Origin of the sequence: Shewanella sp. AC91-MNA-CIBAN-0169 (assembly GCF_040310165.1) — a bacterium.
Taxonomy (GTDB): domain Bacteria; phylum Pseudomonadota; class Gammaproteobacteria; order Enterobacterales; family Shewanellaceae; genus Shewanella.
Window position 1 is genome coordinate 1 of sequence record NZ_JBEOPM010000017.1, and the last position, 12,523, is coordinate 12,523.

General features: G+C 30.7%; 12 protein-coding genes and 1 pseudogene. 9 read left to right on the plus strand and 4 right to left on the minus strand.

Translation table 11 applies throughout. The features are described 5' to 3' along the window. Positions 1 to 84 precede the first annotated feature (84 nt). From AAEY98_RS14675 to AAEY98_RS14690, 4 genes and pseudogenes are all read right to left on the minus strand, one after another. Positions 85 to 393 carry a hypothetical protein gene (locus AAEY98_RS14675; protein ID WP_351017818.1) on the minus strand — a complete coding sequence of 103 codons (309 nt, stop codon included), beginning with the start codon at positions 391 to 393 and terminating at the stop codon, positions 85 to 87. A 148-nt stretch (positions 394 to 541) separates the two neighbouring features. Then, a complete protein-coding gene (locus AAEY98_RS14680) occupies positions 542 to 1,012 on the minus strand; it encodes a diguanylate cyclase domain-containing protein (RefSeq protein ID WP_351017938.1) in 471 nt (156 codons plus the stop codon). A 179-nt stretch (positions 1,013 to 1,191) separates the two neighbouring features. After that, positions 1,192 to 1,823, minus strand: a pseudogene (locus AAEY98_RS14685) (ISAs1 family transposase); the annotation flags it as partial. Between the two features lie 1,279 nt (positions 1,824 to 3,102). Then, positions 3,103 to 4,113, minus strand: coding sequence for an acyltransferase family protein (locus tag AAEY98_RS14690; RefSeq protein ID WP_351017821.1), 1,011 nt, complete (start codon positions 4,111 to 4,113; stop codon positions 3,103 to 3,105). A gap of 94 nt (positions 4,114 to 4,207) precedes the next feature. Between AAEY98_RS14690 and AAEY98_RS14695 the strand changes: the two genes are divergently transcribed. The 9 genes from AAEY98_RS14695 to AAEY98_RS14735 are packed head-to-tail and all read left to right on the plus strand — an operon-like array spanning position 4,208 to position 12,496. Continuing rightward, a complete protein-coding gene (locus AAEY98_RS14695; protein ID WP_351017824.1) occupies positions 4,208 to 4,882 on the plus strand; it encodes a hypothetical protein in 675 nt (224 codons plus the stop codon). A gap of 7 nt (positions 4,883 to 4,889) precedes the next feature. Next, on the plus strand, positions 4,890 to 5,420 hold the full coding sequence (locus AAEY98_RS14700; protein WP_351017827.1) for an O-antigen ligase family protein: 531 nt from the start codon (positions 4,890 to 4,892) through the stop codon (positions 5,418 to 5,420). Continuing rightward, positions 5,410 to 6,381: an NAD-dependent epimerase/dehydratase family protein gene (locus tag AAEY98_RS14705; RefSeq protein ID WP_351017830.1), complete on the plus strand. Its 972-nt coding sequence runs from the start codon at positions 5,410 to 5,412 to the stop codon at positions 6,379 to 6,381. The genes AAEY98_RS14700 and AAEY98_RS14705 overlap by 11 nt, the downstream gene beginning before the upstream one ends. Next, complete coding sequence (locus AAEY98_RS14710; protein WP_351017833.1) at positions 6,381 to 7,349, plus strand: glycosyltransferase family 2 protein; 969 nt, start codon at positions 6,381 to 6,383, stop codon at positions 7,347 to 7,349. The genes AAEY98_RS14705 and AAEY98_RS14710 overlap by 1 nt, the downstream gene beginning before the upstream one ends. A gap of 8 nt (positions 7,350 to 7,357) precedes the next feature. Then, positions 7,358 to 8,242 (plus strand): glycosyltransferase family 2 protein, encoded by an 885-nt coding sequence (locus AAEY98_RS14715; RefSeq protein ID WP_351017836.1) that lies wholly within the window; start codon positions 7,358 to 7,360, stop codon positions 8,240 to 8,242. Then, positions 8,242 to 9,174 (plus strand): glycosyltransferase family 2 protein, encoded by a 933-nt coding sequence (locus tag AAEY98_RS14720; RefSeq protein ID WP_351017839.1) that lies wholly within the window; start codon positions 8,242 to 8,244, stop codon positions 9,172 to 9,174. Before AAEY98_RS14715 ends, AAEY98_RS14720 begins: the two co-directional genes overlap by 1 nt. Then, on the plus strand, positions 9,164 to 10,600 hold the full coding sequence (locus AAEY98_RS14725; protein ID WP_351017841.1) for an oligosaccharide flippase family protein: 1,437 nt from the start codon (positions 9,164 to 9,166) through the stop codon (positions 10,598 to 10,600). Before AAEY98_RS14720 ends, AAEY98_RS14725 begins: the two co-directional genes overlap by 11 nt. A 10-nt stretch (positions 10,601 to 10,610) precedes the next feature. Next, positions 10,611 to 11,513 (plus strand): polysaccharide pyruvyl transferase family protein, encoded by a 903-nt coding sequence (locus AAEY98_RS14730; protein WP_351017844.1) that lies wholly within the window; start codon positions 10,611 to 10,613, stop codon positions 11,511 to 11,513. Continuing rightward, positions 11,510 to 12,496 carry a glycosyltransferase family A protein gene (locus AAEY98_RS14735; protein ID WP_351017847.1) on the plus strand — a complete coding sequence of 329 codons (987 nt, stop codon included), beginning with the start codon at positions 11,510 to 11,512 and terminating at the stop codon, positions 12,494 to 12,496. The genes AAEY98_RS14730 and AAEY98_RS14735 overlap by 4 nt, the downstream gene beginning before the upstream one ends. The last annotated feature ends 27 nt before the right edge of the window (positions 12,497 to 12,523 follow it).

Here is a 12,523-nt window from a genome sequence, read left to right on the forward strand (position 1 = left end):
TTCATGCAGAATCTCCCTGCGTATATATTACGAGAAAATTCTACTTTTGAAATCTACTATTTTTAGGGGGGATTACCATTGTTTTTACTCTATTAATAAAATGCTCTGTTGATTCAAGCGAAAGCATAGCTCCAGACTCGTTAAATTCATACAAAAGTGGTGGAAGCGTTTTATGTAATTTTTGGTAAAACCAAATAACCAATTGGTAAACATCGGATTATGCAATGCACGATTAATAATATTAATGGCTACACGGGTGTCTTCAATGTGTTGCAGCTTATAAAGAATAAAGCACACAACAGCTTGTTCAATCTCCTGAAGTAGACCTAAACGGTCTGCCTTCGCAAATACATCTACTGTCGATAGTGTTTCACAATTAACTTTAAAGCGCACGAATGACTCAATGTATAAAATTTTTTAGTATTATCAACGATCGGTTGTAACATTAAATCGAAAATTTTATCTAATGGGATACATATAATGGCAAAATTTTTGTTGTCACAATTACATACATCATTTTTAAAATATTCAGAAAATTGAGTCAAAATACCGACCCATTCTCATTCTTCACGAGTGTGATTTTTTGCATTAATAAAACTGTAACCAAGCCATTTGCATTTTCAGTATATTGATTATGCGCTAACTGATTATCTAAACGTTTAACCACTTCAGTAAAATCTTCATGATGATTTACACGAGTTAAAGCGTGTCTGGCAAAGCCATTATCAAATCGGTCATTGTTTTCAATCGATTTAATGGATGAAATTTTTAAGTCGATTTCTTTGGCTGCCTCTTCAGTCAGCAAAAATAAAAATGCAAACTCAGACCCAGAAATACGGTATAAAGTAATGCTTTGTAAATTACTTATATGTTTACTAAAAATTTGAGAACCAGATAAAATATAGTCACCACCATAGCCACAACCTTCATTGTCATTTACTTGTTTTAAAGATGTCATCGATAACAAGCCTAGGTAATAATGGTTACCATGTTGCTCATATTCGGTTTGAATTTATTCAATTTTATTAATAACGCGCGGCGACTAGGTAACCTGGTATGTGAGTCGATATAGAAATCACGCAACAAGGCTTCTGTAATTTTTTTTTTCGATAAATGATCGTTGAATATTATCAACCATGTAATTAATTGCGTTAACTACCCAGGACCACCGCATGAGTGCTTAATTTTAATCTAGGCGCTAAATCCAGCCTTTAATATAGCTTCAAGCATCGATGGATTCATCATGCATCGCTTTTGTTTTTCAACAATGCTTATCTTCGTCGACTCTGCTCGTAACATATTCAAACTGATATGGCGCATGCATGACAGGTTTTTGGCCCCGTGAGCGTTGTACATTTGACATGCATCCTCCCCCTCATACTGACATCAAGCACCCAGTGCATTGATTTTATGCCTCAATGTTCTCGAACGGCTATCGCAGCTTGTTCAGCACTTAGCGCCTTAGAGCTGATGTGATAACGGTACTCAAGCTCGATTGATTTTCCTTTTTCAAGGCGACAACTTTCAACCATAAGGATATTTTTTAGCCCTTTCCACTTTGAAAAGTCACCGGCTAAGTTTGTACTGTCAATAATATAGCACTGGCGACACTCTGTACGCCCATGACCCTGTTCAATTGTGGATTTGTCTGTATTGTAGGCTCGCAGGAAAGAGAAGGCTTTGACTATCGCTTCGCGCGGCTTTCCCTGATTACTTTTAACGGCAAGCAGATAGTCACCGCCTTGTTCCACAATGGTTTTGGCTATCTTTGTTTGACAAGCCATCGCATCGATAGTCACTAAAGCCTTTAACATTTTCAACACCATAGCGGAGTTCTACTTGTTTAAAAAAACGACAGTAAATAGGTTGTCATTTATGTTGGAAATACAAACAGCCAAAAAAAATACTGACAAGATAAGCAAATGGCGATATATGTTGCAACAAAAAAATAAGCCAAATACGTAAATCCTACTAAAAATGATGGTTAATAATAACACTGTAAATAATTAACAAAAATTTATTCAATAACGGCCCATATCAAAAACTAGTAAAACGCGAATCGACAATAAAATGACACAACTAGCTTGTTCTATGTTTGAGTATACATAAACATAGAACAAGCTGTAAAAAATACATCAAATGAATCATGTCTAATTCATAACCTAGTTTGGTTTGTTGATAGTGAATATTGTCAGCGTCAAATTGTTGGCATGGTTATTGTTATGTAATAAGTTATAAATTAATGTTGATCATTTTCATAGATAGAATGATTTTTAGTTTAGATAACGCTTGATAGTGAGGTTTAGTGTTATAACTAATAATAACAGTGTCTTACGTGTTTGATTTTTTGGTTTTTGATATGTTTCTTTAATAATGCATACACAATAAGCCTATTTTATAGGCACAAAAAAAGTGCATGATTTTATTTTTAATAATCGTTATGGTGCATGAAGTAACAATGTAAAGAGATCCTTAAAGCTTGAGTTGATTGTTAAATGAGCTATTTTACTGTTGTGCTAATGTAAAAGTAATTTGAATTTAAGCTAATACTAAAAAGTAACTTCCCAGTATTTTGATTTTTGGTTTAACATTTCGTCAAATAATCGACAAAAAGTAGGAAGTGTCAAAAAACTGTCATTAAGTTGCTGTATATCATATACTCGTAACATTATTAAAGATGAATAATACAAAATAGAAAGTAGAAATGGAAAATTTAAGCAAGGAATGAAGTCTACGAAAATAGTACTGAAACCATAAGTCCTATGATTTGTTTGATATTTTACTGGTTTTTTTCTCATTTCTATGTTTGTCCGATAGAGTCGAAAGAGATACTTTTCTACTTTTTCGCTTAATGCATAAAATGTTAACAATTTGAAATGAATCATAGCAATCTGGAAGCTGTAATCTAGTGGCGGTAGCGTGTCTTTTTTTTTAGTGTTTGCTATCGTCAACTTCAATTATAGAGCTCAGTTAAGAGAGATAATTTGAAGGACTAGATGGACAGTTCCGACTTTGATTAAAATCATTATCTTAAAGTTTTGTCATTGGAGTTTAACTTTAAATGTTTCTTTGCTCACACGGTTTACTAGGGCAGATTTGCAGTCATCTTTTACCGGTCAATAGAACTTGAGCTTTAGGAAATATGCGAAGAAAAGGTTTGTAAATCATAAGCGAGATAATAAATACTAATATTGGACTGCTGACGAAGAGTGCTACATAACTGTATGTCATTGGTTCAATATGAAGCTTCTTTGCTATAATCCATATAAAACTGATTATTAGAGTATGTGAGCAAAATGTAAAAAATATAACTGAACTATATTTACCTATGTTAAATTTTTTCGTTAAAAAACAAGCTATATTCCAAAATATTATAGCTCCAAAAACTCTAGATGTTATAGAAATTATAGTGAGTAATTCGTCCGGTAAGTTTTCTGGTTTAATAATTATTAATAAGTTTGTTGAAATAATTAACAAAATCAAACTCGTAGTGAACATTAATTTACTTTCAAAGCTTTCGATATAAAAGTTTTTGTTTTTGGCAATAATCATACCAAGGAAAAAGAAGATGATTATTTTATCATTTATAAATAAGTAATTATTTAAATCAAATATTGATAATGTTATAAGTAAGAATGTTGTAATAATTGATTTCACTCCAGATGTTAACCTTAATAAGATAAATGCTAGAGTTACACATACGAATATGTCTCTTAAAAAATATAATGGCATGATTCCTGGTGTGTCGTATATTGATAATAAATAGTTTAAAATATTTTTATCTTCTAGCGGGGATGTGCCTAACATTAAATCCTTAGTAAGCGATAAAAAATTCCATGCAACTAAAGGAACTAAAAGAGTTAGCATTTTATTTCTTAATAATCGAGTATATTTATATTTTGAAATGGAAGTTACGATAAGGTAACCACTAACAATACTTAGCAAAGGAACACTAGACCTTCCAATAAGATTGCTTACCAACATAATAAAATAATCTTCGAAATTATTTACATCTGTTATTTCGCCATATAGAGGTGGAAAATGTACATAAATCAAACTTAAAATGCAAATTACGCGAGCAGTTGAGATTTTCTTAGATAGTGAGTTTTTCATGATTTAATAACAAATTCATTATACATTTTCGTTGATACTATTTCTTTAACTAACATAATTCAAGTAAAAATTAATAATTATGAATGACTATAAGTTGTTAAGAACAGATGTTATCTTAATATTTGTTGTATTTTCTTTCTTTTTCTCATTAGTATTTAATTCAACTATTGGTTCTTTAGCTGCGTTGATGTTTATTGTTTGTGGCGGTTCTATTTTGATTAATAATATTAGTGAGAGCTATCGAATCTTGTTGAGATATAGGGCGTTATTGATTATCCCATGTCTTGCTATAGTATCATCTTTTTGGTCTGATACTTCCATGATTGCATTTAGAGGTGGAGTTCAATTATTATTAACAACTGTATTTTCAATAGTGTTGATCTGCCGCGTAGATAAAAACTTACTGCTAAACTGTTTGGTTTTTACGTTTATTATTGCAATGGGCGCAAGTCTTGCTTCCAATCGTGTTGCATTAAATGGAATGACTGGTGAAATAAGTTTAATTGGAATATTTTCAAGTAAGAATTATTTGGCTATACATACGGCTATTGGGGTTGGTGTTGGTGTTGTTATGTATTTTTATAGTGAAAAAACCAATAGATTATCACGTATTCTAGGCGGATTTTTGTTATTCCTTGCTGTATTGGTTCTATTAAAAGCAAAATCATTTGGCACCACATTATCAGTATCTATGTCGTTGTTTTTAATGTATTTATTCATGTGGTACCAAACTAAAAAATATTACATTTTATTTGAGATTAAATGTTAATTTTTTTATGGTGGCAATACTTATTTCAATTATTGGAATAGCGATTTATTCATTGACTCAAAGTTTTTTTGACGAATTTATGTATGATATCGGGAAGGATCCTACATTAACAGGAAGAACTTATATATGGGAGAGAGGTTTAGATTTGATTTCTGAAAACCCTATATTAGGTTCTGGGTATCAAAGTGTTTTCGTTATAAATAATATGGTTGCTGAAGATATCTGGGAGTACGCGAAAGTAGAGTCAGGTTCGGGATTTAACTTTCATAATATGTTTATTAATATATGGGTTGAATTAGGTTTTGTTGGTTTTTTTATCTATGTAGTAGGCCTTATTCTACTTATAAAAAAACTTTATAAAAACTATGACTTTACAAATCCATTATTGGTTTTGTCAATATTTGTTTTCTTCTTTTTCTTTACGCAATCTTTCCTTGAAGCTGTTCTGTTAAGACAATTTACATTAGCTCAGTTTCTGATTTGTTTGGCTTGGATTTCATTTAGTTCTGTAAGCAGGAGAATTGTTAATGTTGCATGATGTTGGTAAAAAAGTAATTATTTTTGGTGGTTCAGGTTTTATTGGTAACCATTTGATCTGTTCATTGGATAATACAGTAGACAGAATAATATCTATTGATATCAAACCGCCAAAAAATATTGTGAAAAATGTTGAATATATTCAGGCTGATGTACGAGATTTAGCATCTTTAGAGGTGTATAAAAATATTGATGTTATTTATAATTTAGCTGCAATCCACACTACGCCGGGACATGAACATCATGAATACTATGAAACTAATATAGTTGGTGCAATTGAAGTATGTAAATATGCTAAAAAATGCAATATAAAAGAAATTGTTTTCACGAGTTCAATTTCTGTATATGGTCCTGGTGAAGATCAAAAAGTAGAAACTACGGCCTTAAAGCCTACATCCTCTTATGGTTATTCTAAAAAGATAGCTGAAAGAATCCATCGTGATTGGCAACAATTCGATAGTAATTATAAATTGACAATTGTCAGACCTGCTGTCGTTTTTGGTCACGGGGAAGGAGGTAATTTCACTCGATTAGCTACGTTATTGTCTAAAGGTTGGTTTATTTACCCTGGACGTAAAGATACGATCAAAGCATGTATTTACGTTGGTGATTTGCTCAATGCCATCGAATTCGTCAGAGGGGCTCATAATGATGAAGTTACTTTTAATGGTGCTTACCATCATGGCTATACCTTGGAGGATATTATTAACACATTCACGAAAGAACATTTTCCAAAAGTTAACACATTTCTTGTCCCCAAGTTTATTGTGTTGGCAGCGGCTAAAGCATTCAGATTATTCAATGCATTAAATATTGGAATTCACCCAGATAGAGTGATGAAATTGGTGCAATCAACCAACATATACCCTCAGTGGCTAGTGGATAATGGTAAAACATTTGATGATGGACTTGTTAGAGCATTAGCAGAGTGGAAAAAGGACTCATCAGGAACTTTTAAGTAATGGATAAACAAAAAATTCTGATCATTATTCCTTGCTTAAACGAAGCAGAACATATCGGTCGATTATTACAACAATTTTGTAAAAATAAGAATAGTTTAATCATTGTTGCGGATGGTGGAAGTTCAGATGGTACTCAGCAGATAGTCAAAGATTATATCATTGTAAATTCTAATATTAAGTTGATTTTTAACGAAAAGAAAATTCAAAGTGCCGGTATAAACCTTGCTATTAAGCTTTTTGGGTTTGATAGTAAATATTTTATTCGTATTGATGCACATGCCGATTATCCTGATAACTTTGTAACTGAGTTAATTCAGTCGGCTGAAGTAACGGATGCAGATTCTGTGGTAATAGCAATGGATACCGTCGGTAAAACAGCTATGCAGAATATGTTTGCTATAACGCAAAACTCAAAACTAGGTAATGGCGGTTCGGCACATCGTAATATTAGCAATGAGGGGAAGTGGGTAGAACATGGTCATCATGCTTTAATGCGTGTTTCTGCTTTCACTGATGTTGGTGGTTATGATGAATTATTCGTTGCAAACGAAGATGCTGAATTAGATTTTAGATTAATTAAAGCAGGATTTAAAATTTGGCTAACATCATCAACCTTTATGACTTACTATCCTAGAAGTGATTTTATAGGTCTATTTAAACAATATTACCGCTATGGAATAGGTCGTGCTTCTAATGTTATTAAACATAAACAAATCCCAAAAATTCGACAACTTATACCACTGTCTGTTCTCCCAACATTACTACTTTGTTTATTATTTCCAATAAATATAATTTTTACATTACCATTTATAAGTTGGTTAGGCCTGTGTTTAGCTTATGGTGTTTTACTGTCAATTAAGAATAAAAAATTATTTATTGTTTTGTCTGGACCAACTGCTGCACTTATGCATTTGGGTTGGTCGGCTGGATTCTGCAGAAAATTAATTTCAAAAATTTTATATAGATAGGATTCGTTATGGAAGTATGTATTGGCATCTGTACCTATAAAAGACCTGAAATTAGGTTCACTTTAGAGTCTATTCGTGCACAAGTTATACCTAAAGATGTCACAATTACAATAGTTGTTGCTGATAATGATGAAACGGCTTGTGCAAGAGAATATATCGAAGGCTTAGCGTTAGAATTAAAGTTGACTTTAAAATATATTCATGCACCTAAGCGAAATATTTCTATTGCTAGAAATGCTTGTCTAGATCATACAACGAGCCCAATGTTTTTAACTATTGATGATGATCAGGTAGCATCAAATAATTGGCTTTCATTGATGCTGAAAAAATTAGAAACAGAAAATGCTGATGTTGTTTTTGGTCCTGTAAATGCAATTTATCAAGAGAATACACCTAAATGGATACTTAACAATGACTTTCATTCGCATAAACCGGTGTTCATTAATAATGAAATTCAGACGGGGTATACTGGGAATACTTTAATAAATTTATCCAAAGTTGATGGTTTACGTTTTAATTTAGATTATGGAAGGACTGGTGGCGAAGACACAGATTTTTTTTATAAAATGTATGAAAGTGGCGCTAAATTAGTTTTCGAACCTATGGCGATTGTTGAAGAGCCTGTTCCAGAAAATAGACTTACCAAAAAATGGATTTTGAAAAGAAAGCTTCGAATGGGTCAGTCTTTTGGACAGTTAAATTTAGATGATAATCGTGGTTTAAATCAATTTAAATGTTTTATAATATCGTTATCAAAATTAACTTATTGCTTTGCTCTTTGTTTATTACATTTTTTTAATAATGATAAATTTCACTTTTGGTTAATGCGCGGAACCTTTCATCTAGGGGTTAATTTAAAATCTTTGGGTTTAAACCATATTGAGAATTATTAATGGATAATAGTATTTCAGTTATAATTGCGGCCTATAATTGTGAAGATTCAATCGTAAAATGTATTAATTCAGCTTTAAATCAATCATTTGTCAAAAAAATATTTGTTATTGATGATTTCTCAACAGATAAAACACTTGAAATAATTAATAATACATATTTTTCAGAAGCTAAAGTTGAAGTTCTTACTAATGATAAAAATATGGGACCTTCTTTTTCAAGAAATAGAGCGCTTGAAATTTGTGATACTGAATGGGTTACTGTGTTAGATTCAGATGATTTTATGATTGAAAAACGATTTGAATCATTATTAACATATGATAATGGTTATGAAATAATTGGCGACGATCAATTTAGAACTTTTGAAAATAATCCTACAACATTATCAAAAATGTTAAATGTTGAAATCCCACTACTTGTTGATATATATTATTTTGTTGAGTCAAATATAACTAAAAAAGATGAGTATAGAAAAGAACTTGGTTTTTTGAAACCACTATTGAGACTTAGTTTTATTAAGAAGTATCAAATAAAATATAAAGAAGAGATGAGGCTTGGAGAAGACTTTGAGTTTTATTCAAGGTTACTATTACATGGAGCTCGCTTTATACTTGTCGAAGCATGTGGGTACGTTACAGTCGTGAGAGATGATTCTCTTTCAGCAACACATTCAGTTGAAGATTTAATATATTTAAGAGATTGCAACTTATCCTTAATAAATGATTTTGATTATGACACTAAGGTTCACTCATTATTTTATAAATTGTATTACTCAATAAATAAAAAAATAAAATGGATCGAATTTTATACAGCAATTAAAAATAGAAATATACTGCGTTCCATATCAGTTTTGTTTTGCCGGTTAGATGTATTTTTCTTTATTACAAGCAATTTATTGGAGCAATTTAAAATTAGGTTTTTAAATGAAAAATAAAAGCTCTATGTTTGCATTATTTATAAGTAAATTTTTTCCGCCAATTCTTAATTTTATTGTATTTGTTTACAGTGCTAGGATTTTGGACCCTGAATCCTTTGGCGAGGTGGCATTAGCATTAACATTGATTTTTCTAGTTTCTTCATTTTTACCTACAGGATGGCGAGATAATTTATTTAAGAGTGAATACATAACAAGCGAAATGATCTCTACTGTTATTTGGTTTCATGTTCTTATTTCAATTATTTTAGTTTTTTTATTATTATTATTTTTTTATTTTTTTAAATTTGATTTTTATACTGAAACTATTAACAATATGGTCATGTTACTTTTTGTAAAAGTGATATTTGATTGCTTTGTAAATGTGTATAATACTCTTTGTGTCAAATATGAATTTTATTTCCAACTAGCTATAAGAACTGTTATTTGTACTTTGTCTTCAGCTATAACGGTATACGTTATGTTGCAGTTAGATTTTGGTGTATGGGCTTTGGTATGTAGTCAAATCATTATTTCATTATTTGGTTTTATTTTTTTATACATTAAATTTAGAGATCAAACTTTATTATTTTTTAGTTTTGGAATTATTAAGGATATGTATCAGTTTTCAATGCCTGTTACATTTGTGAATGGATTTACAAATTTATTCATTCAAGCTGAATCATTTATTGTAGGGAGTTTTTTAGGTGTTAAAGAGTTAGGTTTTTTTAATTTATCAAAACGTCTATATGACATAATAGTAGATATTTTTATTAGTACGATAAATGAAGTTTCTTTAAGTAAGATCTCTAAAAATATTAATGATGTTAAAGTTGATAAAAGTAATGAATTTATAAAGCTAACGGCTGTTACTTGGTGGTTGATGTTGCCATTGATTTTTTTGGCTTATTATTTTAGCGAACCAATGTTCAATATTTTATTTACCAATAAATGGGTTGAGTCAATTAAAATATTCAATTTCTTTTGTATAATCGCATTGATTGTGTCCTTAGGTGTACCACAGAGGAATTTTATTATATTACTTGGTGGCGCTCGTCATTTATCGAAAATTCAAGTATGTGTTGCTACTATCTCTATTCCAATATATATGACTTTAGCATCATACAACATGGAATATTTCTTGTATTCTTTAGTGTTTTTTAAATTTGTTAATTATATGTCATCGTTGATATTAGTTAGGCGGTTTATTTGTTTTTCTACTAGTTCATACTTTAAAGTTTTATTTAATTCTACGTTGTCATTAATCTTGGCTAACTTTCTTTGTGAATTTTTGTTTACTGGTTTTATTCATAATATTTACATTTATATAGTTATCTACTCTTTATCGCTGATAGCCTTTTATATCGGTTTTTTAGAGTTTTTTTCTCGTCGATTTAAAATAATTCCATCGATTGGGAACTTTACTTTTTTAACAATAATTAAATAAGGATAATTTTTTGAAATTGACTTTTTTTGAATCAAACCCTCCAAACTTTGGTGATGAGTTAAACAAATATTTATGGAGTAATTTAATTGAACCTGGTTTTTTCGATGAGGACGAAAGTACTTTATTCTTAGGTGTTGGTTCAATTCTTTGGGATCATTATTCTAAAGAGGCATCAAAAATAGTGATGGGTTCCGGATATGGTGGTTATACACCCATTCCTAATGTTCATGACGGTAGTTGGGATATTACGTTTGTTAGAGGCCCAAGAACAGCTCAACAACTCAATATTGATAAATCTAAAGTGATAACTGACGCTGCTATTTTAGCTAAATTTCTCAAATTTCCATTACATATACCGTCACCTAATAGAGTTAGTCGAATTGGTTTTATGCCTCACTATCAGAGTATTCCTCGAGCATGTTGGAAAGAAGTTTGTGATGTGGCTAGCCTAGTTTACTTAGACCCTACAGAACCAAATGTAACAAACACACTTTCTATGATTAAGAGTTGTGATTTTATTATTTCTGAAGCGATGCATGGTGTAATACTTGCTGATACGTTGCGAGTTCCTTGGATTCCTATTCAACCTAAAGTAGCTATTCACCGTAATAAATGGTTCGATTGGGCTGAGTCGATGGATTTATCATTACGCTTCAATGACTGCCCAAACTCTTCTATACTAGATTTCTGGTCTTCATTTTCCGGTTTACAAGCAACTGGGAAACGCAGTAATTATGTTCAAGATAAATTAAAAATGATCAATTCAATTTTCGTTAATAATGCAGCGAAAACATTATCGAACTTTTTAATTGACGATGCTTTTTTAAGCTCTGACAGTGTTTTTGAAAGAAATTCTGCTAACGCTTTGGAAGCATTGAGTTCAAAATGCAAAATCGCTAGGGGTATCGGATGAAACATTTAGCCGTAATTATTCCATTTTATCAAAAGAAATCCGGATTATTGCGTAATTCAATAAATTCGATTATTTCACAGTCTGATATTGAGAATATAAGTATTACTATTATTATTATTGATGATGAATCTCCAATTAATGCTGAGAAAGAGTTAAAAAATTTAGAAAAAACACAAAATATAGAAATTAAAATAATTAATCAAAAAAATTCAGGCCCAGCCAAAGCTAGAAACGTTGGACTTGATTTTGCTGATTCTTTGAATGTAGATTATATTGCTTTTCTTGATTCTGATGATATTTGGCATGATGACCATATTAGCCGGGCGATTTTTTATCTTAATAAATCAAGTGATTTCTATTTCTGTGACCATCAGAGGTTTGATAATGATTATAGCTACTTTGTCGAAAATCCTTACATAAATGATTATGTCAATAAAAATAAAGTTAAGCAATCTTTAATTATTGAAATTAAAGCAAAGGTTTTCTTTATTAATTTAATTGAAACTTATTTTTGTCAAACTTCAACAATTGTTTTCTCTCGTAAAATACTTAATGGTTTACGTTTTGATGAAACATTGACCGTTGCAGGTGAAGATCATTTAATGTGGCTTCATTTAATTTCTCAATGTAACCTAGTCACTATGGATTTAAAGTCTGGTGTTGATTATGGAGAAGGTGTCAATATATTTACGTCTAGCAATGACTGGGGAACGTCATTATCAATTAAAAATAACTTTGATCAGTTCAGCTTATTTCTTAAAATGAGTAAAGAATTTATTCTTGATAATGCAGTTAAAAAATTTGTAAAATATAAAATGGATGAAAAGTTTTCTTTTTACTCGTATTTAACAGTTAAATTTGCGCTAAGGTTCGACTTCATTGGTTTTAAATTATTGTTTAATAGTGATCTTCCTAAGGTATCAACTTTTTTTAAAATTATTTATAATTTTTTCTATTTCATAATTATGAGACCATTGAAATGAGAAATGTTCTAGTTACTTGCCTTTCGG